The sequence below is a fragment of the Mycobacterium bourgelatii genome, assembly GCF_010723575.1.
GTDB lineage: Bacteria > Actinomycetota > Actinomycetes > Mycobacteriales > Mycobacteriaceae > Mycobacterium > Mycobacterium bourgelatii.
This window is the reverse complement of record NZ_BLKZ01000001.1, coordinates 155,055-180,775: the sequence shown is the minus strand read 5'-3', so window position 1 is coordinate 180,775 and position 25,721 is coordinate 155,055. Positions and strand designations below refer to the sequence as shown.

Below are 25,721 nucleotides of genomic sequence, written 5' to 3'. Positions count from 1 at the left end.
CACACCGATGAATAGCTATTCCGCCGTGCCAGCGAGACGCACAAGCGTCCCGCACGACGAGCTGCGTCGCGGCGAACGTCCGCTCTCGCCCGACGACGACCCCTTCTACTGGGCGCCACAGGGCTACGAGGACGCGGAACCGGGCACTGTGTTGCGGTCGCGCGATGTGGAGATCGGATTTCTCGGTCTTATCCGCCAACAAGTTAGAGCCGTTCAGTTGCTCTACCGCACCACGAATCTGCACGAAGAACCGGAAGTCGCGGTGACTACCGTGCTCGTCCCGGTGCAGCGCGAGCCAGACGCCGCTTATCCGGTCCTCTCGTATCAATGCGCGATCGACGCCGTCGCTTCGCGCTGCTTCCCCTCGTTCGCCATGCGGCGCGGCGCGCGACCGATCGGTGCGTTCGTCCAAGCCGAGTACTTGTTGGTGACGGCCGCGCTGGCCGAAGGCTGGGCAGTTTGCGTACCGGATCATGAAGGCTGCCATGGCATGTGGGGGGCTCCCGTCGAGCCTGGCTACCGGATCCTGGATGGGCTGCGGGCCGCGATGCAATGTGAGCGCTTACATTTGTCGCCATCTGCACCGGTGGGGCTGTGGGGATATTCGGGGGGAGGCTTGGCGTCGGCGTGGGCGGCAGAACTGTGTGAACGATACGCACCGGAGCTCAATATCGTTGGCGCCGTGCTGGGCTCGCCCGTCGGCGACCCAGGCAGTGTGGCGCGCCGCCTCAACGGCAGCTTCTTCGCCGGACTCGCCGCGCTGATGATCTCCGCACTCACGCACGTCTTCCCCGGCGCGCAGAAGGTCGTTGACGAGCACGCGACCGACGAGGGGAAGGCGGTGCTCGACGAGTTGCAGACGATGACGACGGCCCAGGCAGTCTGGCAGTTCCGCAACGTCGACATCGGGTCCTACGTCGACATGACCGCCGACGAGCTGTGGGACCTGCCGGAAGTGCGCCACATCTTTCACGAGACCAAACTCGGCAAATCCCAGCCCAAGCCTCCTGTGCTGGTCATCCAGGCCGTGCACGACGGAATCATCAGCGTCGACGATGTCGATGCACTGGTGGCCGAGTACAAACGGATGGGTGCGGCGGTCACCTATCACCGCGACCGGTTCTGTGGTCACTTGCTATTGCATCCACTCTCGGCGCCTATGGCGCTGAGGTGGCTTCGCGATCGGTTCACCGACCGGCCGGTCAACGAACACAAAACTCGCACAGTGTGGCCGACGTTGTTCAACCCGTCGACGTACTTCGGCATGGTGAGGTTGGGCGTCATCACTGCCAAGGTCGTCCTCGGGCGCTCCGTGGGACGCCAACCGCTGTCGACGACGGATGCCCGGTAGCTCTCACTCAGTCGGCGAAGTCGGCGGCGCGCTCGACGAGCGGACGAGGCGTAATTCGCCTGAAGATTCGAACGGGGATCAGCGGCCCCATGCTGACTTTTTAACACAGAAGTTGTTCACCGCTGACCACCTCACGCGGAGAAACCAGAGACAACTACGCCCTTCTCCATCGCTAACCGGATCGTACCCCGATTCGCGGTCGATATACTGCATGTTCGGTCCGCGGGCGTGAGCGATCGGTCTAGTCGGCACAAGGGCTCGGAAGCGGGTAATGAGCGGGGAAATGTACGCCCATTTGGGGCGGCTGGCGCGCAGCTTACAGACTCTGCAGGCCAGTGATCTGGATTCAGATCGCTTGTTGCGTGTCGCAACCGAGATGGCCACGGAGGTCCTGCCGGGAGTGGCCCATGCCGGCGTGACGCTCGTCGTCAACCGCCGCCGCCGAACCCTCGAGACGGTTGCTGCCACGGGAAAGATCCCGAGAACCATCGACAGGTTGCAGGACGAGCATCAGCAAGGGCCGATCCTGGAATCGCTCTGGAACCAGTACACGATCCGCGTCGACGACTATGAGAAGGAGACGCGTTGGCCAGGCTTTGTCGCAGACATTGTTGAACAGACACCCGTGCGCTCGAGTCTGTCAATTCAGCTTTACACCGACGAACACGAGTTGGGGAAGCTCAACTTGTACTCCGAGCAAGCCGCCAACTTCACGCCTGAAGTGGAGGAACTCGCCCTGGCGCTGGCCGCGCAAGCAGCGGTAGGACTCGCCAGCGCGCGCAGCAGTGACGAACTCCGGAGTGCATTGGCTTCGCGTGACATCATCGGCCAGGCCAAGGGCATCATCATGGAAAGCTATGACGTCTCTTCGGCGGAGGCTTTCATCTTGCTTACCAAGCTGTCGCAGGAATCGAACACACCCGTATATGAGGTCGCTCGCAAACTTGTGTTCGCAGAGCGCCCGTCAAGATAGCGGGGTGCCAACCGGCGAAATCCTCATCACGCCGGGCTCGTGTCACACGGTGACCAAGGGCAACGACCCTTAACGCCGTAGATCTGCCCTCTCGGTCGCGGTTGTAGACCGAGCTCGATCGAGCAATCGGCTGACCGCGGTGGGTTGGTGCACCACGCGCGAACCAAGGAACAAGCACACGAAGACTGACGCGCACGAATGCCCGATTTATCGCGCCAGTCGGACTAACGCCACGCCATGGCAAACCAACCGGCAAAGGCGTCGGAAACCCCTATAACGCACACCCAACAGGGATAGGGTGTTCCTCATCCTGGTCGATTCCGCCGCGGTAAGGGGAGGTGACCAGATGTCGTTCGTCATCGTGCTGCCGGATGTGCTCGGGACCGCAGCAACCGATTTGGCGAGCCTCGGCTCGACGCTCAGCACGGCTAACTCGACCGCGGCCGCTCAGACCACGCAGGTCCTGGCCGCGGCTGGCGATGAGGTCTCGGCCGCAATTGCGACGTTGTTTTCCGCTCACGGCCGCGGATACCAAGCCCTCAGCGCGCAGGCGACAGCCTTTCATAACGAATTTGTGCACGCACTGACCGCGACCGCCGGATCCTATGCGGTCGCGGAGGCCGCGGCCGCTACGCCCTTGCAGAGTCTGCTCGATGCGATCAATGCGCCGGTCCAGGCGCTGACCGGGCGCCCGTTGACCGGCAACGGCGCCAACGGCGCCCCCGGGACCGGGCAAAACGGCGCGCCCGGCGGATGGTTGTTCGGCAATGGCGGGGCGGGTGGATCCGGCGCCTCGGGCGCCACCGGGCAAAACGGCGGCGCAGGCGGGGCTGCCGGCTTGTTTGGTAACGGTGGAGCGGGTGGAGCGGGCGGAGAATCGACGGGCGCGCTCGCCGGAGCCGGCGGTGTCGGCGGGGCCGGCGGCGCCGGCGGCCTGTTGTTCGGTACCGGCGGCGCCGGCGGAACCGGCGGGACCGCAGGCGCCGCATCCACCGTCGCGGCCGGTGCCGGTGGGACGGGCGGGGCCGGTGGGCTGTTCGGCAATGGCGGGCCGGCGGAACCGGCGGACTTTCTCGAAATGGTGCGGCTGGTATCGGCGGGGTGGGCGGGGCTGGTGGCGCCGCCGGGTTGTTCGGTGACCACGGTGGCGCCGGCGGCGCCGGCGGATTCGGCACCACCGGGGGTGGCGGCGGGATCGGCGGTGCGGCCGGGCTGGTTGGCACCGCAGGAGATGGCGGTGTGGGCGGGACCGCCAGCACCACGGGAGGCGTCGGCGGCGCTGGCGGGGCCGGCGGGCTGTTCAGCTCCGGCGGCACCGGTGGTGATGGCGGAGCGGGGATAACCGGGGCCGGCGGGGCCGGCGGTACCGGCGGCGCCGGTGGATTGTTCAGCGCCGGTGGTTCCGGCGGCAGCGGCGGGTCGGGCAGCACTGCCAGCGGTGGCTTCGGCGGAGCCGGCGGTGCCGGCGGACTGTTCGGCTCCGGGGGCACCGGCGGAGACGGCGGGCGCGGCAGCGCCGCGGGCGGCGGCGGCGGGGCCGGCGGGGCAGCCGGACTCTTTGGGGCCAGCGGGGGCGCAGGCGGCGACGGAGGCAGTGGCGTGACGCTCGGGGGTGCAGGGGGCGCCGGCGGTACCGGCGGGCTCTTCGGTTCCGGAGGAAGCGGCGGCACCGGCGCGTTCGGCTCCGGCGGAGGCAAAGGCGGCGCTGGCGGTAACGGCGGAATGCTTTTCGGTACTGGCGGCGCCGGGGGCGCCGGCAGCACCGGCAACTCCGTCGGAGGCACCGGCGGCGCCGGCGGCAACGCAGGCATGCTCTTCGGCGATGGCGGCGCTGGCGGCGTAGGTGGGTTCGGCGTCATCGGGGGCGCCGGCGGCACCGGCGGCAAAGCCGGGCTGATCGGCAGTGGCGGTAACGGGGGTGCTGGCGGTCAGGGCGTTCCGGACATCGGCATCGGCTTCGGCGGCACTGGCGGTAACGGTGGCAATGCCGCGCTGTTCGGCGTCGGCGGTAACGCCGGAAACCCGGGGATCGCCTTTGGCAACGGCGGCGCCGGCACTGCCGGATCCGGTGGACCCCTGCAACCGGTGTTCGACGCGCTGAACGGTCCTTCCCAGGCCCTGACCGGGCGCCCGCTGATCGGCAACGGCGCGAACGGGGCCCCAGGGACCGGCCAAAACGGCACGCCCGGCGGCTGGTTGCTCGGCAACGGCGGGGCGGGTGGATCGGGTGCGGTGGGCGGTGACGGGCAAAACGGCGGCGCGGGCGGGTCCGCCGGGCTGTTCGGTAGCGGCGGCGCCGGCGGGGCGGGCGGCGAATCGACGGGCTCACTCCCCGGGGCCGCCGGGGCAGGCGGGGCCGGTGGGGCCGCTGGCTTGCTGTTCGGCACCGGCGGCGCCGGTGGAACAGGCGGGACCGGCGGTGGCGGGTCGTTGCTGGCGGCCGGCGTCGGTGGGGCCGGTGGGGCCGGCGGGCTGTTCGGCGACGGCGGCGCCGGTGGTAACGGCGGTTTTTCCCGAGGAGCCAATGCCGGTGGCGCCGCCGGGGCCGGCGGGGCCGCCGGGGTGTTCGGCAACCACGGCGGCGCCGGCGGCGCGGGCGGTTTCGGCACCGTCGGGGGCGCCGGTGGAGTCGGCGGAGCGGCCGGGCTGTTGGGTGCCGTCGCCGGAAACGGCGGGATCGGCGGACCGGGCTCGACCGTTGGTGGCGACGGCGGCGCCGGCGGAGCCGGCGGGTTGTTCAGCGCCGGCGGCACTGGCGGGGACGGCGGATTCGGCGTGACCAAAGCCGGTGCCGGCGGCGTCGGAGGGGCCGGTGGGTTGTTCAGCGACGGTGGTTCCGGCGGTACCGGCGGGCTCGGCGTGGTCGGCGGCAACGGGGGCGCCGGCGGGTCCGGCGGACTGTTCGGTTCGGGGGGCGCCGGCGGGGTTGGTGGGCGCGGAAACACCGCGGGCGCCGGCGGCGCCGGCGGCGCCGCCGGGCTGTTCGGTACTAGCGGAGGAGCCGGCGGCACAGGCGGTGGCGGAGGGATCACGGGGGGCGCTGGCGGCGTCGGCGGCGGCGGCGGGCTGTTCGGCTCCGGGGGCATCGGCGGCACTGGCGGGTTCGGCCCCGACGGGGGTCAGGGCGGCGCCGGCGGTAACGCCGGCATGTTCGCCGGCGCCGGCGGCGCCGGAGGGGTTGGCGGCGCCGGCAGCGCCGCCGGGGGTCTCGGCGGGGTCGGCGGCAACGCCGGCATGTTCTCCGGCGATGGCGGCGACGGCGGCGCCGGCGGGTTTGGGGCCGTCGCTGGGGGCAATGGCGGCAACGGCGGCAAGGCAGGACAGATCGGCGACGGCGGTAACGGCGGTGCTGGCGGACAGAACAGTCCGGATGGAGTCGGCAAGGGTGGCAACGGAGGTACCGGCGGGAATGCTGTGCTGATCGAGAACGGTGGAAACGGCGGCAACGGCGGGACTGGCAGTAGCTCGGGAACCGCGGGAACCGGTGGCACCGGCGGCACGCTGCTCGGCGAGAACGGGAAGAACGGACTGCCGTAACCGGCGTTGACATTGCATCTAGGGCGACAAAGGTCGAGAAGTCACCGCCCTGGGCGCAGAGTCAACGCGGCAACGATCAGAGTTCAGACAGGAACGTCGTGATCGCCCATGTTCCCAGGAAGGTCCACAGGCCGTTAGTGGCGGCAACCGGGCGGCCGATCGCGTTCACCAGACCCATCGGGTCGCCGGCGAAGAATTGCTGCATCCCGTCGGCAAACAAAGCCGCACCGTACTGCGGGACCGAGACAAACGCGGCGGCCGCCAAATCCGACATCGGACTGATCATCTGCGTGCGGCCGGATGCCGCCTGCGCCACATCGATGACCAGCGATGTCGGGGTCTGGTTGGTCAGTGCGGCCGGCGTGAGCGAGGGCGGCGTGACCGACGGCGCCGTCACCGACGCCAGCGCGCTTGCCGGGCTGGCGAGGCCGCCGAGCGCCGAGGTGTCGACACCAAAGTGACCCAGGAACGCGCCGACCCCTCGTCCCGCCGTGGAGACCAGGTCGGCGGCGAAGACCAGCGGGTTGACCTCTGGCAACAACCCGAACCCAGTCGGCACGTCGGCATACCCCGGGTTGTAGCCGTAGTGGGGATCGCCGTAGCCCCAGTTGACCAGATACGTCAGGGTTGGTTGCACCAGATCCGCCAGCGGGTTGCCGATGAAGGGAATGGCACGCAGCGGCACCAACAGCGGCAGACCCAGACCCGGGTACGTGATCATGTAGTAGTTGGTCGCCACGTTGGCCGAAGACGTCGGCATGCTGACCAATTCCAGGCCGGGCGGCAGGTTGAACGGGTCGACGGCACCCATGGCCCCGTGGACGAACAGGATGCCCGCCATGGCGTTGAGGTTGGACACGAAGTTGAGCGGATACCGCGGGAAGTCGGCGTACCCGTCGTATTGCGCCCAGAAGATATTGGTTTCGTACGGCGTGCTCGCCGGCGTGGCACCGTAGAAATCAAAGCCGATGCTCGGCAGACTCAGGCCGGCGAACCGCGACATCAGGCCGCCGTTCGGGTTCATCGGACTGCCCATCAGGGTGAAAGTGATCTGGTCCTGGTACGGATTACCCTGGGAGGCAAGCAAGTTCATCTCGAGCGACGAGATGATGGCGCTTTGCGAATAGCCCAACACGGTGACGTCGTTGCCGGCCGCGATTTCCGCTTTGATCGCGGCGTCCAGCAGGGCCACCCCTTGAGCGACGGAGTCCCTGAGGGTCATGGTGTTGTAGCCGGTGAGCGGATACAAACTCTCCGGGGTGAAGACGCCCTGCAGGCTGTTGTACGGGAAGGCAATGTATCGCCGGACCATGTCGATATAGGACTGCGACGGGTTCGGCATCCCGCTGCCACCCATGATCAATGCCACGGGGCTCGCGGCGGCGGTGCCAATCCCCGCCAGTCCGCCAGAGGCGTTCCCCAGCAGTAACCGAACGGGCGCAGCGATCGATTCCAGTTGTACCGCTGCGGCGTTGGCCAACTCGGTCTCGCTATACGCAAGCCAGGAACCAATCAGCGCTCGCTCGAACGCCTCGTGAAATGCCGAGGCCGCAGCCACGGCCTTGAGATAGGCCTGACCGTGGCCGCTGAACAAACCCGCTACGGCCGTCGACACCTCGTCTTCGGCCGCGGCCACCAAACTGGTGATTTGCTCTGCGGCCGCGGTGTTCGCTGAACCGACTGCCGTCCTGAGTTCGACCAGATCGGTTACGACCGCTGCCAGCAAATCCGGCTGAACGCCTACGAAGCTCATGCCCCCGCCCCAATCCCGAAATCGGAACCTTCACGCGCATCAGTGCCGCAAAGTTTGTCATGTCCGGGCAGCGCGTATGACCGTTTTCGCCAACACCGGCAGAAGTTGTTGGAACGCGGCCAGCGAGCAGCGCGGGCAACGCCCACCTCGGGACGTTCTCGTGGCGCAAGGCGCTTAGTTGCGCGGCTCGAAACTATCCCGTATTTTGATGCCGCAAACTCACGCACCGGGGGCCGGGAAGGAGCGGGTTGGAGGCCACGGCCGACCCGGTGTTGTTGCCACCGACTGCACCGATTCCGAAATGGCTCGTCGCCGCAGGGGTCTTGTTGGCCCGAAACGCGGCCGTTCGAGCAATGGGTCAACGCTACGGTGGCGCTTTCGCGGTGAAGGTCCCAGTGGTGGGCACGCTAGTAGTAATTAGCGACCCGCAGCTGATCAAAGACATCAACGCCACGCGCAGCGATCTGATGATGCGACCGTCGACCCTAGGTTCGGCGTTGGGGCCCGGATCGACATTCAGCCTCCATGGAGACCCGCATCGCCGACGCCGCAAGCTGCTCATGCCGGCGATCAACGGCAGGCGCGTTAGCGGTTATGAATCCATCGTCGAGGACGAGGTACAGCGCGAGACCGCCGACTGGCCCGAGGGTCGCGAGTTCGCCACTCTCGAGTCGATGAGGCGAATCACCTTGAACGTGATCCTGCGCGCGGTGTTCGGCGCCGACGGGGAAGAGCTCGAGGAACTGCGAGCGTTGTTGCCTCCCATGGTAATTCGAACCTCGATTATGGCGGCGCTACCGCCACGCTTGCGCCGTGATGTCGGGGCGTGGAGTCCCGGTGGCCAATACGGTCGCTATCGCCGCCGTTATGACGAGGTCATCGAGGCATTGATCGCCAGGTCGCGGCAGGACCCGGATTCGGCCGATCGCCGCGATGTGCTGTCGTTGCTGGTCGGCGCGCGGTATGAGGATGGTCAGCCGATTTCCAACTCTCATATCGCCGACGAATTGCTCACCTTGCTCGCCGCCGGCCACGAAACCACGGCGACCTCCCTGGCCTGGGCGGTAGAGAGGTTACGCCGCCACCCGAAACTTCTTGAGCGACTGGTCGCTGAAGTCGACGCCGGGAAATCGGAATTGCTGCAGGCCACGGTGTGGGAGGTGCAGCGCACCCGTCCCGTCATCGAGGGCATCGAGCGGTTCACATTGAAGCGAGTCCGACTGGGCCCGTATGTGATTCCCGAAAACACTCTGATCGCGGTGAGCATGGTGCTGGCTCACAACGCTGAGCAGAACTACCCAGACGCCGAGCGATTCGACCCAGATCGGTTCGCTGGCAACCCGCCGGACGGATCATTGTGGATTCCGTACGGCGGCGGCATCAACCGCTGCGTGGGCGCAGCATTTGCCAACATGGAGATGGTCATCACGTTGCGAACGTTGCTGCGCCACTTCACCTTCGCACCCACGACCGATAAGGCCGAGCGAAATTCCATGCGCAGCGTGACAACGTCGCCAAGTCGCGGCGGTCGAGCGGTGGTCTACCGCCGACCCGTCCGCAACGCTGGCCCAGACACAGCCGTCGCGGCGCCGGCAGCCCTAGCGCCTTGAGGCGAACAAGCCCTACTGGCGAAGCAGGGCCGCGAGTTCCTCACGACTCGAGACACCGGTTTTCGCCATGGCCCGGTAGATGTGACCCTCGACCGTGCGTACGGATAACGTCAGGCGCTCGGCAACCGCGCGACTGGACAAGCCTTCGCCCAACAACGCCACGATCTCTTGCTCACGTGCGGTAAACGGAAGGCGCGTGCTGGCCTGACGCAGCGCTGGGGTGGACGCTCCACCGCAGCGCTTGGCCAACGCTTCTGCCCGTGTCGAGCAAATCAGCGCCGTTCCCCGTAAGTCCTTGCGGCGGTATGCGATCGCTGCAAGTGCAGCCGCATCCAGCGCGGCGACCAGATCGCCCATCTTTTCGTATTCCTCGGACACCGAGGCCAACTCGTCGGCGGAGCCGGTGGCCAAAGCTTTGACGAAGCGTGCGGCAGTACCCACCCGCGGACCCTCCACCACCTTCGTGAGTTCGTCCAGCCGGTCCGCGGTCGAGCCGTCGCCGAATTGCGTTGCCGTCTGCAAGCAGACCACCTCTGCCGCGAATTGCCCATTGGCTCGGCTCTTTTCAGCAGCAGCGGCCGCAATCGCTATTGCTTCGCTGACCGCACCCTGGCACCCCGCGACCCAGGCGCGCGCCAGTTCGCGCTCATACTCGACGAATCCATAACTCCGATGGTGCTCTGCGTCAACGGCGCCGAGCGCAGCCGATGCTTCTTCGGTCAGGCCGGACATGGCCAACGCGGTGGTGAGCGGGATCAGATACCGGTACCGAAATCCGTTGGAATCACCGGTAAATAGCTCGGCGACGGTCGTTAAAAGTGATTTCGCTTCGTCGAGTCGGCCCGATCCTGCTGCGGTTCGACCCCCGATCGCGGTGCTCAGTAATTGGGCGACGCCGGGAACGTCGGCGGTCTGGCGCCGCGCCTGCTCCGCCATCGCAGTTGCGTCACCCAGCCGCCCGCACTGCAACAGCGCCCCGACATGCCGATCGACGATGAGGAGCCTCATGTGGGCCGCAGTTCCCATCCGAACCGCATAGGCATTGCCGACGTCGGCGACACGGTCCGCCTCGGCGACGCGACCCGCATCACCATGGGCCACAACCAGTCCCCACGTCGCCGCCGAGCTCAGTATCGCGGGCAGTTTCGCAAGGTCCAATCCCCTACCGAACTCCATCGCCATTTCCGGCTTGGCCATCGACGCCCAGTAGGTGGTCATATAGGCCTTGATCCAGCTGTGAGTGGACTCCGTCGCGACTCGCGCGGCTTCGTCGAACATCCTCTTCGCGCCGTCGGGATCAGCGAGTCCCCATAGCTTGCCGAACCCGCGATGACCGAGCAGATACACGTGGTCTTCCTCGGTCAGTCCTTCGATCGGCGTGGCCGCCACGAGGGCGTCGGCCTCTTCGCCGCGTCCCTGCCAGGCCAGCGCGAACGCGCGGACGTTATACGCGGCAAACCCACCGCCCGCGCGAATTGCCGCATCGGCCAGCCGGTCGGCCAACGGGGCGTCCGCCAAGAACATCGCACCTTCGGCAGCCTTCAGCAGCAGTTCAGGGTCGGGCGTGAGGTCGGAATCGATGCTCAACACCGCACGCCGGACCACCATTCGCACTTCGTCGCGGTCTGCCGATTTGGCCAGTTCCGCAGCGACACGACCCCGCAGTCTGCGCAATCTGGTGGCCGCGACGCGCTTGCGCCGCAACTCGCCATACAGCGGGTGAGCCAGTCGGACTTCCACGCCGCCGTCGACCTTCTCCAGCGTGATCAAGCCGCGCACATCGGCGTCCTCGATCGCCTCGGGTCCAACGATCCGCGACAGCATCGCCAGTTCGATCGGCTCGCCCACCGCGAGCGCGTCCACGACGTCGCCGACCGCGCCGGGCAGCGTGCCCATCCGTGACTCGATCAATTCCGCCAGATTGGGCGGCACGACGGGTTCACCGGTCCACTGCCAGTAACCATGCCGTTGCGCCAGCCGTCCGTCGAACACTTCTTGCTCGACGATGTTTCGTAGATACAGCGCGTTGCCCCGCGTGAGCTTCCACAGGCGCTGGATGGCAATCGGATCCACCCGGCCGTCTAGCGCCGCCGCCAACAGGGTCGAGGTCTCCTCGGCCGAAAGTGGTTGCAAGTCCAGCCGTTCGAAGTTTCCGTTGCGCCAGACATCCTGGACCGCAACAGGAATCGGTTCACCGCTGCGAATGGTCAGCAGCACTTTCGCCGCGCGCCGTGCCACGATCTGATGGAGAACGAAGGCCGACAAGTCGTCCAGCAGATGCGCATCGTCGACCGCGACTATGACCGAAGTACCCGACGCCGCAGCGGTCAGCGACTCGATCACGTCGCGGACGAGTTGCACCAACTGGCTGTTGGAGAATTCTGGCGGAGCCAGCCAGGGGGCAAACGCTCCCAAGGGAAGCGACCGCGCCGACGCGCTCCCGACTGCCCAGCGAACGACAGATCCGCCGGCGGCCGATGCCGCGAGCGCCTCCCGCGCGACTCGGCTCTTGCCGACGCCCGCGGCACCCCACACGATGATCCCGGCCGTTCCCCTGTCAGAAATGGCGGATTCGATGACCGCCATCTCTTGCGAGCGGCCAATGAGGGGCCACGTCAGACGCACGCGGATAGCGTAGCCCCGGTATGCGGTGTTCTGGTCCTAATTGCCCCCTGACACGGCACGGCTCTCACTCCTTATGTTGCAGGGCAATGAGTTTCGCCTCGGCAATGCGATAGACGCCGTCGAGGGAATCGCCCTCGACGCCGACGTATTCGCAGATCACTTCGCGCGCCACGCCGGCATCACGCAGCCGCAGCGCCAGTGAATACGGCAGCGGTAGTTTGCGGAGCGCTCGCTCACGCTCGTCGAGACCATCGGACACGCAATCAGCGTGAACCCGCGCGCCGAAAGCCGACTGAGTAACGCGGTACTCGATCTTGTCCGGACCGTAGTCAAGATCAGGGTTGACGCCAGCGCCTCACACGGCGCAATGTGATACGCGTCATATGACCACCAGTCACTGGGCAGGGAGGCGGCAGCTCATGACGACGAAAGACAAGTACACGCACGTACCCGAGCCGTACTCGTGGGAAGTCCCCTGCGCAGGCGACTCGCGATTTACGTGGGAGTACGACGAGGGCCGCGCCCGACTCCTTTCCCTGTATCAAAAGGGAAAGGACAAGCAATGGGACGCCCAGTCGCGCATCGACTGGACGCAACAGGTGGACCCGCTGAATCCGGTCGGTCTGCCCGACGAGTTCCATCCTCTGTTCGGCAGCCCCACGTGGGAGGCCGCCGACAAATCGCTGCGCGACCAGATGCGCCTGCACTTTCAAGCGTGGCAGTTCTCCCAGTTCCTGCACGGTGAGCAGGGAGCGATGGTGTGTGCAGCCAAGATCGTCGAGGTCGTCCCGGACCTGGACGCGAAGTTCTACGCGGCAACCCAAACCATGGACGAGGCAAGGCACGTCGAGGCGTTCTCGCGGTTTTTGCAGGAGAAGGTCGGCCTGGTCTACCCGATCAACAAGCACCTGACCGCGCTGCTAGACGACACCCTGCGCGACTCGCGCTGGGACATGCCCTACCTCGGCATGCAGGTTCTGATCGAGGGGTTGGCGCTGGCGGCCTTCGGGGTGCTGCGTGACATGACTCCGCAAGGCTCGCTGTCCAAGCAGCTGCTGGCCTACGTCATGCAAGATGAGGCACGGCACGTCGCCTTCGGCCGGATCTCGCTGAAGGACTACTACTCCGCACTGACCGAAGCCGAGCGAAACGAGCGCGAAGAATTCGTCGTGGACGCGTGTTACCTGATGCGTGACCGGTTCCGCGGCGAGGAAGTTTTCGAGACCCTGGGCCTGGACGTAGAAGCCTGCGCAAGCTGGCTCGACACGTCGCCACTGATGATTCAGTTCCGCTCGCACCTGTTCAGCCGCATCGTGCCAATCGTCAAGGACATCGGACTGTGGGGCGACAAGGTGCAGAAGGCCTTCTCGGACATGGGTGTCCTCGACATGGCCGGCTCCGACATCGAGACGCTGATGAAGGCCGATGAGGACCAGGCCGAAGCGCTGGACAAGGCGCACGCCGAGATGGCCGAGCGGGCCGCCGAGGTAGACCAGGTGATCGCGGCGGGCGCCGGCTAGGCCCCCCTGCGGATTCTTCGCACCCCACCCGCCGTGGACACGGCGGGCGACCGAGTGCGCTCCCGCCCAGGATCGCGCTAGCGGTTGAGGAATATTTATAAAAGACGCTAGTGTTCACTAATCCGGTACAGATCGGGAGGAGCCGGATGTGAATTCGAGCGCGTTTGGCGTATTGACCGTGATCTCCCTGGCGCTGATGCTGGTTGCGGCGGTCATAGCGAGTGCATATGTGAGTCGGCTACGTAAGCGGGAATCGACCCCGTTCGGCGAATCGGTCGGCAGCGCCAGAGTGGTCGTCCGAAAAGTACGCAAACGCGAGCCCATGTCGGAAGATGAGCTGCACTATGCCCGCCAGGTCGTGGCCGACCGCGGCTCCCTCATGGCACTCTCCATTCCCGCCATGATCTTCATGTTGGGGTGCTTCTACGTGTTCGGCAGCCTCCAGCACCTGCACGGCGCGACGCCCTCCGAGCGGACGTTTCTCGGCGTGATACCCATGCTGACCTCAACAAACCTCGCCCTTCGCATGCTCAGCCACGTGCGGTTGAAGAGGCGTCTGCGGAAGGCGGCGTGAACACATGAGCCATCGTTCGATTGGTAGAACCGTTCTGTCGCAGGCATGGATGCCGTTGGTCGCCGTAATTGCGATCGGGGTGGGGGCGCTGTGCATGTGGAAGGTCCACCAGTTCTCCGAGCCGCCGCCGGTCATCACCGTCAATCCGCAGCAGGCACCGGAACAAACCACTCCCAAACACCTCACCTACGAGCTGTTCGGCTCTGCCGGTCAGGGCGGGCTGCTCACCTACATCGACGTCGACGGCCACCCGCACAAGGTCGACATCACGACGCTGCCGTGGTCGCACACCGAGACCACCACACTCACCGTGGTGTCGGGCAGTATCTCGGCACAGGTACACGGTGGCCAGATCGGGTGCCGAATGTTGGTGAATGGCGTTGTGCGCGACGAACATACGGATAGTCACCAGGACGCGGACGTCCAGTGCCGGGTGAAGTCCGCATGAGCGCGCACCAAGCTCCCAACCGGCCCTTCGTTGCGAGAACCGTTCGCGCCCTGGCGATACCGATCATCGTCTTCTGGGCACTGCTGGCCGTAACGACGAACACCTTCGTGCCCCAGGTGGAGCGCGTCGCGGAGGAACTCGCCGGGCCTATGGTGCCGCACTACGCGCCGTCGCAACGGGCGATGCTCCGGATCGGCGAGAAGTTCCAAGAGTCCACCTCCACCAGCTTGACGATGGTCGTTTTCGAGGCCGACCGGCCGCTGGGCGATCAGGACCACCACTACTACGACGACCTGATGCGGCGACTCAAGCAGGACAGCGCGCACGTGCAGTACGTGATGGACCTGTGGGGCAAGCCGATCACCTCGGCAGGAGCGCAGAGCGTCGACGGCAAGGCCACGTATGTACTGCTACGCCTGGCGGGCGATATCGGTCAGATGCAAGCGAACGAGTCCGTCGACGCCGTCCGGAAAATCGTCGCGAACGATACCCCGCCGCCCGGGCTCAAGGTTTACGTCAGCGGCGCCGCTCCGCTGGCGTCCGACACCGTATCCATCGCCAACTCCAGCCTGAACAACATCACCATCGTCACGATCATCCTCATCATCGTGATGCTGTTACTGGTGTACCGCTCCGTCAGCACCCTGCTGGTGCCGTTGGCCGGCGTTCTCATCGAAATGCTGGTCGCAAAGGGCGTTGTCGCAACCCTCGGCCATTTCGGGTACATCGAACTCTCGTCATTCGCGGTGAACATAGTCGTGGCGCTGACCCTTGGCGCGGGCACGGATTACGGCATCTTCCTGATGGGCCGCTATCACGAGGCGCGACGGGCGGGCGAAAGCCGGGAGGACGCCTTTTACACTGCGTACCAAGGGGTTACGCCCATCATCATCGGCTCCGGGTTGACCATCGCGGGTGCCGGTTACTGCCTGAGCTTCGCCCGACTCAACTACTTCCACACCATGGGGCCGGCCGTCGCAATCGGCATGTTGTTGACCATCGCAGCGGCACTGACGCTGGGCCCGGCGATCTTGACCGTGGGCATCCTGTTCGGAATGTTCGACCCGAGCAGCGCGGCCAAGGCACGTCTTTACCGGCGGATCGGTGCGAGCGTGGTGCGTTGGCCGGTGCCCATCCTCGCCGCTAGTTCCGCCATCGTCATGATCGGGGCGATCTTCGTGCCGTCATTTCAGGTGAACTATGACGACCGCCAGTATCAGCCACCCGACGCTCCCGCGAATCAAGGCTTCGCCGCAGCGGATCGACACTTCTCGAAGAGCAAATTGTTCTCCGAGATGCTGGTGGTCGAATCCGACCACGACATGCGGAACTCGGCCGACTTCATCACGTTGGACCGGGTGGCCAAGGCACTCATCCGACTACCCGGTGTGGCAATGGTGCAGAGCATTACCCGCCCCCTGGGCCGAGCGCTCGAACACGCAAGCCTCCCTTACCTGTTCACCACGCAGGGTAGCGGCAACGGTCAACAGCTCCCGTTCAACATGGCGCAGAACGCCAACACCGACAGCCAGGCGGAGATCCAAGCGCACACCGTCGAGGTGCTGGATCGACTGATCGTGCTGTTCCAAAGCATGTCGGATGAGATGCACCAGACGGTGGTCACCATGGAGGACATGAAGCGGGTCACCGAGAACATCAACGAGGAAATCTCGAATCTCGACGACTTCTTCCGACCGATCCGCAGCTATTTCTATTGGGACAAACACTGTTTCGACATTCCCGTCTGCTGGACGTTCAGATCGGTGTTTGACGGCCTCGACGGCCTCGACCACATGGCCGCTGACATCAAGGATGCCGTGGCGTCGCTGGAAGTCATCGACAGACTGCTTCCGCAGATGATCACGCAGATGAAGGTCATGCGAAATGACACCGCGGCCATTCAGGCGCTGCTGGTCAACAACTACGGTTCAGCGGATCTGCAGTCCACGCAGACCGACCAGACCTATGACGACTTGATCAACGTGGGCAACGATTTTGACCGATCACGCAGCGATGACTACTTCTACATCCCCAGGGAGGGCTTCGACAACGAGGACGTCAAAATCGGGATGACGCTGATGATGTCGCCGGACGGCAAGGCCGCCCGCTTCATCGTCACCCACGAAGGCGATGCGATGGGGCCGGAGGGCGTGGAGCATGTGAATGCCTTCCCAACCGCGATAACGACTGTGCTGAAAGAGACCTCGCTCGCCGGCGCCCGCGTCTACATCGGCGGTTCCGGATCCAACGACAAGGACATCAAGCAGTACGCCATGTCCGACCTGCTGATCGCGGCGATCGCCGCCTTCGTGCTGATCTTCCTGATCATGATGTTCATCACGCGAAGTCTGATGGCGGCCTTGGTGATTCCCGCCACGGTGGCGTTCTCCTACGCGGGGGCGTTCGGACTCTCCGTGCTGGTCTGGCAGCACCTCATCGGCTTGCACCTGCATTGGCTGGTATTGCCGCTGACCTTCATCATCCTGGTGGCGGTGGGCTCGGACTACAACCTGCTGTTGGTCGCCCGAGTCAAGGAAGAGATACATGCCGGGTTGAATACCGGCCTCATCCGGGCGCTCGGCAGCACGGGCGGTGTGGTGACGTCGGCCGGTTTGGTCTTCGCATTCACCATGCTGGCAATGCTCGCCAGTGATCTCAGGACGATCGGTCAGGTCGGGTCCACCGTCTGCATCGGACTTCTGCTCGACACCTTGATCGTGCGTTCGTTCGTCGTGCCATGCGTCATGCGCCTCCTCGGCCCATGGTTTTGGTGGCCGACGTTCGTGCGACAGCGCCCGCTGCGGCGCCGATCTCCGTCGGCGGCGGTGGCCGCGGCTCGCCCTTAGCCCGTAGTTCCCCCTGGTTTGGTGATGAGTGTGCCGTGACCTGGGGTTTTGTGTTGTCTGCATGACTACTTGTAGCCCAGGCGGTGGGTGAGGCCGAGTAGTTCGAAGGCGTGGTGTTGTAGTGCGGTGGGGGTGGTGAATTTGGTGAACGTGGGCATGTCGTCGGCGGGCTGGATGTGGCTGGCGCAGATGGTGGCTAGGTCGGCGAGCAGGCTGGTGAAGCTGTGCACCGGGGTGTCGTCGGTGGTGCGTTTGCGGGAGGCTTTGGCTAGGGCGGCATCGGAACGTTGAGCGGGGGCAACGGGGTTGGTGCGTTTGGCGGCGGCTGCGGGTTTGTCGTGGTCGCGAAACAGCAGGGGGGCCAGGGCTTGTTTCATGTGCCAGCTGATGTAGTAGGACAGCATGCGTAGGAACATGTGGGCGCGGACCCGGTCGGCGAGGTGGTGGCGGATGGGTCGCACGTCAAGTTCACTGTTGAGGGTCCGGAAGAAGCGTTCGACGTCTTCGAGTCCCTTGTAGCGCAACACCACATCGTCACGGCCCAGGGCGGATTTGGGCAGGTTGGTACGCAGCACGTAGATGCCGTCGAGGGCGGCTTCGGCGGCGATGGCGTCTTCGTTGCGGGTGAAGGTGAATGAGTTGTCGGTGATGGTGATGTGGAAGTGTTTGGCCATCTTGTAGTGGTTGATCACCTTGCCTACCCGTAGCGCGATATCGTCTTTGCCGCGCAAGGGTCGGCGGGTTCGGGTGGTGGCGTCGGTAATGGCGGTGAGTTGTTTTTCGGTGGCGGCCAACAGGTCTTGGCGTTTTTGGGTGCGCTTTTGAGCTAGAGCGGGGTTGTGGCAGCAGACCAGGCGTTCGCCGGGATAGTCCGGGGAGTTGATCTCAGCGAGGTCGTGTTCGTCGAACAAGCTCAGCTGCAGGGCGTCGGCTTGCACAAGGGCCTTGATCTGCGGGGCGCGCAGCGCGGTGATCCAGTCCAGACCGGCAGGGCGTAGTTCCTCGGTGATGCGCGCGCTGGTGATCATGCCGCGATCGCCGACAAGGGCCACCCGCGACAGTCCGAACCGGTTTTTCAGCTTATTGATTTGGGCGGTCAACGTTTTCGGGTCAGCGGTGTTGCCGTCGAACACTTCGATGGCAACCGGTATCCCGGCGGTGGTGGCCAGCAGCCCGTAGACGATCTGCAAACGTCCTTTGACCCCGTCACGGGCGTGTCCGATCTTGCCCAGGGGGCAGGTGCGGCCCTCAAAGGCCGCCGAGGACACGTCGTAGAGCACTAGGGTGCCATCGTTCAGATGCCGGGCGGCCAGCGCGGTTTCGATGGCATCTTTGCGGGCCAGCGCCCAGTCCATCGCCGCGTACAGGTCGTCCTCATCGGCCCCACTGACCCCCAGCACCTCGCCCAGTGAGCTGGTGGCGGTCTGGGTGCGCAAACCGCGTGCGGTGGCCAGCTTGGATTCCGGGGCGATGACCTGGGCTACCAGCATCGCGGTGACCAGGTCGCGCCGCCGCGATGGTGTCGCGTCGATGAGATCTTCGACGCCCAGGGTCCGGGCGGTGCCCAGCACTGCGGCCACGTGCCCATGGGGCAGGCTGCGGGAGACCTCAAACGACTCGGCCAGATCCCGCGTGGCCGGCAGGCCTTTGAGGGCACGCTGTAGCTTTTCCACCTTGCGCTCGGGCCAGTGTGACAAGTTGGCCAGGGTGCGTGTTTTGACTTTGCCGTTGTCGCGGTAGGACTCCCGCAACAGCACCGCTGGCGGTGACCCACGGTTGGGAACCCGAGTCACGTACATGATTACTTTATATCAACTTATCCGCGCTATATCTACGATATGCCAAGTTAACACGCCGAGCAATGCCATGATAATACATGACTACATTAGTACGCCCGCATGAACGCCAAACACCTGCTCACGAACAACATCGGGGATTCAGAACCCACTCAGCGGGGGGAACTACGGCTTAGCCTCGCCCTCAGCCTTCTCCGCCGTTTGACGGACCCATCATGGCAACGCTGGCCTGCATGACCAGATTGACCGCTTCATTTCGCGAGAGGGACTTGAATACTTCTGCGGCCATTCGCATCTCGGGACCGACCATCAGTGTCGGCCCATGGGACAGGTTGGCGAACGCATCGTCGATGACCACCGCCGCGGGCACGGCACCCTTCGGAATTTCGTCCAGCGAAGCAATTTGACCTCGTCGGTATTCGAGTTGACGCAACGACGGCGTATCGGTCTTACCGAGGACCAAGGCGAGCACGTCGACACCCTTATCGTGCAGTTCGGTCCAAAGGCCTTCCGTGAAGACCAGGTCGAAAGCCTTGCTGGCACCGTACACAACCATGTTGGGACCGCCGGCTAGCGCCGCACCGGAAGTGAAGTTGACGATGCCACCGCGACCCCGTTCGACCATGGGTGCCGCGTAGTGGTGGCAGAGCTGCATCATCACCAAACAGTTGCGGCGCAGCAGCGCCTCGGCCGCTGACACCGGATTCGCCAGGAACGCTTGGTAATTGGGGTCGCCACCAGCGCAATAGACCAGCATGCCGACTTCGAGGTCCGCAGTGTTGTCGATGATCACGTGCACGGCCTCTGGTGCGGTCAGATCCACAGCCACGGTCCTGGTCATCGCCCCGGTGCGCTCCCCGATGCCGGCGGCCACCTCTTCCAGCACATGCTGGCGACGGGCCACGAGCGCGACGTTCACACCGTTCAACGCGACCCGCTCGGCGAACAGCGCTCCGACGCCATCGGACGCGCCGACAACGACTGCCCACGGGCCGTATTTGTCGGCGAACTCAACCATTTGTGGCTGCCACCGTGCCGATGCGGATCGAGGTGAACTTGCGGCGTGCGATTCGCCAGCCCGCGTCGGTGCGCACCAGATGATCGTCGTAATAGCCGACGGCGTTAACGCCGGATCCGTTGTCGGCGAGGATCAGTGCGTCGATGTATGTTCTGGCCTTGGCGGTGTCGCCGTCGATATCGATGGCCTGGTTGGACATGCGATGCAGGGTGTGCGCGGCTCCGGCGTGAACCGCGTCCATGAACTGCACCACCTGTTGCGCACCCGTCCACTGGCCGATCTCGCCGTAGTCCACGTCGGCGTCGGCGGTGAAAACCTCGGCCAGAAGCTGGTATTGGCGAGTGTCGATGGCGGTCGCGTACCGCACCGTCAGATCGAAGATCTCGTCGCGAGCGCCTGTCATGTGATGTCTCCGTTCGGGTGAATCACGACCCGAGGTGGTCCCTCTGATCGCCGGGTCTGTTCCAGCGCCCCGGGCACCTCGTCGAGACCGATGATCCGCCCCACGCTCGGGAGGGGGTCAAGGCGTCCCTCGACGACGGCGTCGAGCACCCCGTACCAGTCCTGCGGCATAGGCCCGCCGCCGAACTGCAACGTCAATCCGTTGCGAGTCGCTTCGGTGATGTTCAACGTGTCCCCGGTGTACCAGCCACCCGCGCAGTAGATGCGTGACGAGAACTCCGCTTCGGCCGCGAGTTGGTCGATGAGTCCAGGTGCGCCAACACATTCGATCACCACCGCGGACCCGCCGAGGTGGTAGTCCGCTCGCGCCTTGCGGAAAGCGTCGAACACGGACTGTTCCGATGGATCCACCAATATGTGTGCGCCGAAGTGGTCTCGGGCCAGCTCGCGACGTTCCGGCTTGAGGTCTGACACGATGATCGGCTCAACGCCGCGACTGGACAACGCGGCCACCGCAGACAGACCAATTGCTCCGGCACCCACCACTATTGGGACTTCACCGGGTTCCAGGCGAGCCGAACGCACGTAGAACTCCCCGACGGCGAAAGCGTCGACAAGGCTCACGGCGTCGCTGGAAACCGAGCCTTCGACCGCCCGCGCCACCACCTCCGACACCACCAGGAGTTCGCCGAAGCTGCCCTGCGCCTCGGGATGCTGCCCGACGATGCGCATGCCACCCGCGCCGCCGTCGACCAACCGGATCGGCATCGAGGTCACCCGCGTCCCGACCGGGAAGGCATCGGAGCAACCCGGGCCATGGCCGATGACTTCACCGACGAACTCGTGCCCCATGACGATGTCGACGTCAGGGTCATACAGCGAGCGTCCCGTCGGGTCGTCGATCGCCAGTTCGGGGTGATCCATGTAGTGCACGTCGGAAGCGCAAATCGCCGTGCTCAGCGTCCTCAGCAGCAATTCGCCCGGACCTGGGACGGGATCGGCGGTTTCCCTAACGGCAAGGTTGCCGCCTCGTAATACCACTGCGCGCAACGGCTTTCACATCCAATCCACCGTGCATTTGCGGTTTTATCGAATAATCGAGATAATTTCTCAAACTATCGATTCAATCTAAAGAGCCGCTGATCAGGAGTCAAGGGTGCGCGGAACGACGTCGGCCCCCACGGCTCGGGTGGTTGACGTAGTGGAATTGCTCAGCCGTCCGGGTGAGCGCAAGTGGCGCTTCTCCGATATCGTGCGCGAACTCGAACTGAACCAAGCCACCGCACACGCGATCCTGAAAACGTTGACCGACCGCGGCTGGATCACCCGCGATCCGGCGACTAAAGCGTTCGCACTCGGTCCCGCGCTGGCACTCATCGCGGCACAACTCGACCATGCTCGCCCGACCGCGCTCGTCGGGCGTGAGGCGGCACGTCGACTGGTCGTGACCACCGAAATGCCGGCCTCGGTGGTGGAACGGGCCGGCGCGGACCTGGTCCTCACCGCGTTCGAACGCCCCGCAGACAGCGTCGTGGTCGCGCCGATCCACGAGCGAATTCCGTACACCCCTCCGTTCGGGGTGGCTTTTGCGGCTTGGGACAACGAGGAATCGCAACGGGCCTGGGTGCAGCGCGGCGCCGCCGACGATGCTGCCTTGGCCCGACGGCTACACGACGTTCTGGACGAGACCAGTGCGCGCGGCTACGACATCGATTGGATGACACCCGCGCTCGCACAGGCTGCACGGGTGCTCGGCAACTTGTCGGCGGTGCCAACCAGCGTGCGTCCCATCATCGACCGGTTGCGGGTCGAATTCACCTCCGCCGGTATCGATCCGGATGCCGTGACACAAGACCATGCGCCCATCGCGACCATCTCTGCACCCGTGCTGGACCGCGACGGTCAGATCCAGTTTGCGCTCGCCGTCCATCCCCTGCGGCCGATGTCGGCTGGGGAAATCCAGGCCACCGCCGCCGCCCTGCTGGCGGAGATTAGACGGATCTCGTGAAACTTTGCTAACCAGCCCGAATGCGCGAAGATCTGTTCACTCGCGAAAGGACCCATCTGTGAAATCGATTGTGCGAATCGTCGCGGCCGCTCTGGCCGCCCCCGCGGCAGCTGCCGTCGTGTGCGCTCCCGGCGCATCAGCCGACGGCAACGGCTTCCTCAACGAACTGCGCGCGACCGAGTCCCAGTTGCCCGGCAAGACCGCGGCCGAGATGGTTACCGCAGGCTACTTCACCTGCGGCAACCTGCGTCGGGGGGCTCTCGTACCCGACGAGATCAACGCCGTCGAACAGCGGTATGGCATTCCCGACGGGACGGCGTTCGTCAACGCCGCCATCACCAATCTCTGCCCCGACTTCGCCGGCGCCCCGGGGTAAGGGGACGACGGCGGCCAGTGTGAATGTTGCGACGCGACGCGCCGGTGGGCCGTCGCACGATTCACACTCGGAGGTCACTCTTCAGCGCTTGGCGCAGTTCGGCGTAAGCAACGACCAAGGCGTCGAGTGTGAAGCTCCTGTTCAGACCGCTGGGGTTGGGCAAGATCCAGGCAGTTGCGTCAGCGAACTGATCTGGGTGTCGGCCCCACCCGACATCGGATGTGCCGGTCATGGCCGCGAAGGCGCGCTTGCCCAGAAAGGCGACCACGCGCGGTCCGTGGTGGCGCATCTTGGCTTCGAACTCCGGACGTGCCCGCCGGAATTCGTCCGCTGATATTTCGTCTGCCCGCTGGGTAGCCCGCGCAACGACGGCCGTTATGCCACAACCGTATTCGAGCAGGCGACGTTCGTCCTGCGGTTGCAGTCGGGTGTCGGTGAAGCCCGCGAGATGCAGTACGGGCCAGAACCGGTTGCTGCGGTTGGAGAAGTTGTGACCGTCGGCCACGGCGGTCGCGGCGGGGTTGATCCCGCAGAAGACGACGTCGAGACCGTAGGCCAAGATGTCCGAGTCGAATCCGGTCGATCGGGTCATCTCTGACTGGCGCCGGGACGGCGCGCCCGATAGATCGAGATGGACCCGGACACCGTTCGGATCACCGATACCTCTCGGACGTTCAGAAAACCGGCCTCCTCGATCAGTTTCGGCAGGATCCCATCGGCATTGGGCTGGGTGTCGTCCTTGCCGTCGGCCATTTGGACCAGCCGAAACCCCAACCGCATCAACGCGTCGCGCTGCAGACCGAAGTCGGCGATGACGAGTTCACCACCGGGCCGCAACGCCTGGAACATGTTGCGGATGATTGCCCGCTTCATCGGCACCGGACACTGGTGCAGTACGAGGCTGGACACCGCCTTGTCCGCGATTGCAGTTCCGACCAGGTCGGCGACCGTGTCGCCCATCCCCTGGACGAATTCGACGTCGACGTGGGCTGCGCGCGTCTTCTTCCGCGCGATGCCGAGGACTTCCGGGTCGGGGTCGACGCCGATGACTCGCGCTTCGGGTTGGCCCCGTCCCAGCAACACCGCCAAAGATCCTGTGCCACAACCGACGTCGACGACCACATCGCCTGGACGCAGGGAAAGCTGGCGGACCACCTCCGAACGCCACCGCTTTTCGCGTGTCACCAGGGCGATAACCGCGTCGTAGTACTTGGTCCACTTCGGGTTGCCGGCGGCTGGCGTGAATGACTGCACTGACATGGCTTCGGTGATCCTAATCGTTTAGTAGGGGTTGGTTACTGGTCGTGTAGGCCAGGGCCATTCCTGTGTGGTCTGCCGTTGGGTGATGCCTGGGAGCTCCCGGCGTATGACGCCTTATGAGAGAGCGGCGCGCCTGACGGCAGATCATGGCTTTCGGTGGTGGGATGCCGTTGCTCGAGCCCGCCACAGGGTCGACCTCCCGGCTAACGATCCCGAGCTTCGAGCTCTTCGAAAGAACGAGGCCCTGTGGTGTGCTGGAGTCACGGACGGCTAGTGAGATGACGGACCTTCGAGTCCTGCGATTAGGGCGCCGCGTGACCCCATCAAGGCTCGTGACCGGTTGAGTGATCGAAGGAGCGGTAATTTGGAACTTTTTTGCGGAATCGACTGGGCCACATCGCATCACGATGTCGCCGTGGTAGACGCCGACGGTCGCGTGGTGGCCCGCGGGAGGGTCGATAACGACGCGGCCGGCTTTGCACAGTTGTTGACCCTGTTGGCCGAGGTCGGCGACAGCGCCGAGCATCCGATCCCGGTGGGGATCGAAACCGACCGCGGGCTGTGGGTAGGCGCGTTGCGCGAAACCGGCCGGGCGATATATCCGATCAATCCGTTGGCGGCCTCGCGGTATCGGGCGCGGTATGCACTCTCGGGCGCCAAATCCGATGCCACCGACGCAGTGCTGTTGGCCAACATCATCCGCACCGACCCCGACGCCCACCGCCGGCTGCCCCTCGACACCGAGCTGACCCAGGCTATCCGGGTACTGGCGCGCGCCCAGCAGGACGCCGTGTGGGCACGTCAGCAGATCGGCAACCAGATCCGCGATCTGCTCAAAGACTTCTACCCGGCCGCGCTGGCGGCCTTCGCAGACCTGCCCAGCGGAGGGCTGGCCCGCGCCGACGCGCGCACCATCCTGGCGGCCGCGCCAGCCCCACGCAGGCTGCAAAACTGACCCGGCGCGGCTGCGCCGGTTGCTGGTCAAAGCCGGCCGCCGCCGTGACCTCGACCGTGACGTCGAGCGGCTGCGCAGCGTGTTCACCGACACCTACCTGCACCAACCACCCATGGTGGAAAACGCGATGGGCATCCAGCTGGCCGCGCTGCTGCGCCAGTTCGAGGCCGCGAGCGCGGCCGGCGATGACCTGGCCGAGGCGGCGATCGCCCATTTTGAACAGCACCCGGACGCCGCGATCATCACCAGCTTCCCTGGCCTGGGAATCTGACTGGCGCCCGGGTGCTCGCCGAGATCGGCGACGACCGCGCCCGCTTCGCTGATGCCCGCGGGTTGAAAGCCTTCGCTGGATCGGCCCCTATCACCCGCGCCAGCGGAAAGAAAACCGTTGTGACACATCGGCATATCAAAAACCGGCGCCTGGCCGCGGTCGGCTCGATCTGGGCGTTGGCATCGTTGCGCGGTTCCCCGGGTGCCCGTCGCCACTTCGATGCCCGCCGCGCCGCAGGAGACTGGAACCGCCAAGCCCAACGACACCTGTTCAACAAGTTCCTCGGCCAACTCCACCACTGCCTGCAAACTGGCCAACGGTACAACGAACATCAGGCGTTTCCACCCCCTCTCACACTCGCGGCTTGACTTCTAACTTCGTGAGATGTCTCTCGGCTT

Annotated in this window: 18 protein-coding genes and 2 pseudogenes; 11 read left to right on the top strand and 9 right to left on the bottom strand. The window is 65.1% G+C overall.

What is annotated here, in order from left to right; genetic code table 11:
* The first annotated feature begins 7 nt into the window (after window positions 1-7).
* The 3 genes and pseudogenes from G6N68_RS00760 to G6N68_RS32290 all read left to right on the top strand — a co-directional run bounded on the left by G6N68_RS00760 (window position 8) and on the right by G6N68_RS32290 (window position 5,861).
* Entirely contained in the window at window positions 8-1,351 is a 1,344-nt protein-coding gene (locus tag G6N68_RS00760) for a lipase family protein (RefSeq protein ID WP_163706710.1), read from the top strand.
* 283 nt (window positions 1,352-1,634) lie between these two features.
* Window positions 1,635-2,324: an ANTAR domain-containing protein gene (locus G6N68_RS00755; RefSeq protein WP_163706708.1), complete on the top strand. Its 690-nt coding sequence runs from the start codon at window positions 1,635-1,637 to the stop codon at window positions 2,322-2,324.
* Between the two features lie 346 nt (window positions 2,325-2,670).
* Window positions 2,671-5,861 (top strand): annotated as a pseudogene (locus G6N68_RS32290) (PE family protein).
* Between the two features lie 76 nt (window positions 5,862-5,937).
* Here G6N68_RS32290 and G6N68_RS00745 read toward each other — a convergent pair.
* The gene (locus G6N68_RS00745) at window positions 5,938-7,614 is read right to left on the bottom strand and encodes a PE-PPE domain-containing protein (protein ID WP_163706704.1); all 1,677 of its coding nucleotides are present in this window, start codon (window positions 7,612-7,614) and stop codon (window positions 5,938-5,940) included.
* Between the two features lie 248 nt (window positions 7,615-7,862).
* Between G6N68_RS00745 and G6N68_RS00740 the strand changes: the two genes are divergently transcribed.
* Window positions 7,863-9,224: a cytochrome P450 gene (locus G6N68_RS00740; RefSeq protein ID WP_163706702.1), complete on the top strand. Its 1,362-nt coding sequence runs from the start codon at window positions 7,863-7,865 to the stop codon at window positions 9,222-9,224.
* 12 nt (window positions 9,225-9,236) lie between these two features.
* Here the strand turns inward: G6N68_RS00740 and G6N68_RS00735 are convergent, their stop codons facing one another.
* Together G6N68_RS00735 and G6N68_RS00730 are read right to left on the bottom strand one after the other, a co-directional pair.
* Window positions 9,237-11,849, bottom strand: a complete 2,613-nt coding sequence (locus tag G6N68_RS00735; RefSeq protein ID WP_163706700.1) for a LuxR C-terminal-related transcriptional regulator — start codon at window positions 11,847-11,849, stop codon at window positions 9,237-9,239.
* 64 nt (window positions 11,850-11,913) lie between these two features.
* Window positions 11,914-12,108, bottom strand: coding sequence for a hypothetical protein (locus G6N68_RS00730; RefSeq protein ID WP_163706698.1), 195 nt, complete (start codon window positions 12,106-12,108; stop codon window positions 11,914-11,916).
* Window positions 12,109-12,268: 160 nt separating this feature from the next.
* On the opposite strand from G6N68_RS00730, the gene G6N68_RS00725 reads away from it, so the two are divergent.
* From G6N68_RS00725 to G6N68_RS00710, 4 genes are all read left to right on the top strand, one after another.
* Window positions 12,269-13,369: a ferritin-like domain-containing protein gene (locus tag G6N68_RS00725; RefSeq protein WP_163706696.1), complete on the top strand. Its 1,101-nt coding sequence runs from the start codon at window positions 12,269-12,271 to the stop codon at window positions 13,367-13,369.
* A 148-nt stretch (window positions 13,370-13,517) separates the two neighbouring features.
* Window positions 13,518-13,943 (top strand): hypothetical protein, encoded by a 426-nt coding sequence (locus G6N68_RS00720; RefSeq protein WP_163706694.1) that lies wholly within the window; start codon window positions 13,518-13,520, stop codon window positions 13,941-13,943.
* 4 nt (window positions 13,944-13,947) lie between these two features.
* The gene (locus G6N68_RS00715; RefSeq protein WP_163706692.1) at window positions 13,948-14,391 is read left to right on the top strand and encodes an MmpS family transport accessory protein; all 444 of its coding nucleotides are present in this window, start codon (window positions 13,948-13,950) and stop codon (window positions 14,389-14,391) included.
* Window positions 14,388-17,237, top strand: a complete 2,850-nt coding sequence (locus tag G6N68_RS00710; RefSeq protein WP_163706690.1) for an MMPL/RND family transporter — start codon at window positions 14,388-14,390, stop codon at window positions 17,235-17,237. Before G6N68_RS00715 ends, G6N68_RS00710 begins: the two co-directional genes overlap by 4 nt.
* A 65-nt stretch (window positions 17,238-17,302) precedes the next feature.
* Here G6N68_RS00710 and G6N68_RS00705 read toward each other — a convergent pair whose 3' ends face one another.
* From G6N68_RS00705 to G6N68_RS00690, 4 genes are all read right to left on the bottom strand, one after another.
* Window positions 17,303-19,036 (bottom strand): IS1634 family transposase, encoded by a 1,734-nt coding sequence (locus G6N68_RS00705; RefSeq protein ID WP_163706688.1) that lies wholly within the window; start codon window positions 19,034-19,036, stop codon window positions 17,303-17,305.
* Between the two features lie 181 nt (window positions 19,037-19,217).
* Window positions 19,218-20,051, bottom strand: coding sequence for an SDR family NAD(P)-dependent oxidoreductase (locus G6N68_RS00700; protein ID WP_163706686.1), 834 nt, complete (start codon window positions 20,049-20,051; stop codon window positions 19,218-19,220).
* Window positions 20,044-20,454: a nuclear transport factor 2 family protein gene (locus G6N68_RS00695; protein WP_163706684.1), complete on the bottom strand. Its 411-nt coding sequence runs from the start codon at window positions 20,452-20,454 to the stop codon at window positions 20,044-20,046. The genes G6N68_RS00700 and G6N68_RS00695 overlap by 8 nt, the downstream gene beginning before the upstream one ends.
* Window positions 20,451-21,494, bottom strand: coding sequence for a zinc-binding dehydrogenase (locus G6N68_RS00690; RefSeq protein WP_163717967.1), 1,044 nt, complete (start codon window positions 21,492-21,494; stop codon window positions 20,451-20,453). Before G6N68_RS00690 ends, G6N68_RS00695 begins: the two co-directional genes overlap by 4 nt.
* 115 nt (window positions 21,495-21,609) lie before the next feature.
* Between G6N68_RS00690 and G6N68_RS00685 the strand changes: the two genes are divergently transcribed.
* Both G6N68_RS00685 and G6N68_RS00680 read left to right on the top strand, forming a co-directional pair.
* Entirely contained in the window at window positions 21,610-22,461 is an 852-nt protein-coding gene (locus tag G6N68_RS00685; protein WP_163706682.1) for a helix-turn-helix domain-containing protein, read from the top strand.
* A gap of 58 nt (window positions 22,462-22,519) precedes the next feature.
* Window positions 22,520-22,837, top strand: a complete 318-nt coding sequence (locus G6N68_RS00680; RefSeq protein ID WP_163706680.1) for a DUF732 domain-containing protein — start codon at window positions 22,520-22,522, stop codon at window positions 22,835-22,837.
* Between the two features lie 61 nt (window positions 22,838-22,898).
* On the opposite strand, the gene mug is transcribed toward G6N68_RS00680, so the two are convergent.
* A complete protein-coding gene (gene mug / locus G6N68_RS00675) occupies window positions 22,899-23,429 on the bottom strand; it encodes a G/U mismatch-specific DNA glycosylase (RefSeq protein ID WP_163706678.1) in 531 nt (176 codons plus the stop codon).
* Window positions 23,426-24,097: a class I SAM-dependent methyltransferase gene (locus G6N68_RS00670; RefSeq protein WP_163706676.1), complete on the bottom strand. Its 672-nt coding sequence runs from the start codon at window positions 24,095-24,097 to the stop codon at window positions 23,426-23,428. Before G6N68_RS00670 ends, mug begins: the two co-directional genes overlap by 4 nt.
* Window positions 24,098-24,437: 340 nt before the next feature.
* On the opposite strand from G6N68_RS00670, the pseudogene G6N68_RS00665 reads away from it, so the two are divergent.
* Window positions 24,438-25,691 (top strand): annotated as a pseudogene (locus tag G6N68_RS00665) (IS110 family RNA-guided transposase).
* Window positions 25,692-25,721 lie beyond the last annotated feature (30 nt).

Coding starts and splice junctions, on each gene's coding strand:
- G6N68_RS00760 (WP_163706710.1), top strand. CDS start 8: ATGAATAGCTATTCCGCCGTGCCAGCGAGACGCACAAGCGTCCCGCAC.
- mug (WP_163706678.1), bottom strand. CDS start 23,429: ATGACCCGATCGACCGGATTCGACTCGGACATCTTGGCCTACGGTCTC.
- G6N68_RS00755 (WP_163706708.1), top strand. CDS start 1,635: ATGTACGCCCATTTGGGGCGGCTGGCGCGCAGCTTACAGACTCTGCAG.
- G6N68_RS00710 (WP_163706690.1), top strand. CDS start 14,388: ATGAGCGCGCACCAAGCTCCCAACCGGCCCTTCGTTGCGAGAACCGTT.
- G6N68_RS00670 (WP_163706676.1), bottom strand. CDS start 24,097: ATGTCAGTGCAGTCATTCACGCCAGCCGCCGGCAACCCGAAGTGGACC.
- G6N68_RS00705 (WP_163706688.1), bottom strand. CDS start 19,036: ATGTACGTGACTCGGGTTCCCAACCGTGGGTCACCGCCAGCGGTGCTG.
- G6N68_RS00715 (WP_163706692.1), top strand. CDS start 13,948: ATGAGCCATCGTTCGATTGGTAGAACCGTTCTGTCGCAGGCATGGATG.
- G6N68_RS00725 (WP_163706696.1), top strand. CDS start 12,269: ATGACGACGAAAGACAAGTACACGCACGTACCCGAGCCGTACTCGTGG.
- G6N68_RS00695 (WP_163706684.1), bottom strand. CDS start 20,454: ATGACAGGCGCTCGCGACGAGATCTTCGATCTGACGGTGCGGTACGCG.
- G6N68_RS00700 (WP_163706686.1), bottom strand. CDS start 20,051: ATGGTTGAGTTCGCCGACAAATACGGCCCGTGGGCAGTCGTTGTCGGC.
- G6N68_RS00745 (WP_163706704.1), bottom strand. CDS start 7,614: ATGAGCTTCGTAGGCGTTCAGCCGGATTTGCTGGCAGCGGTCGTAACC.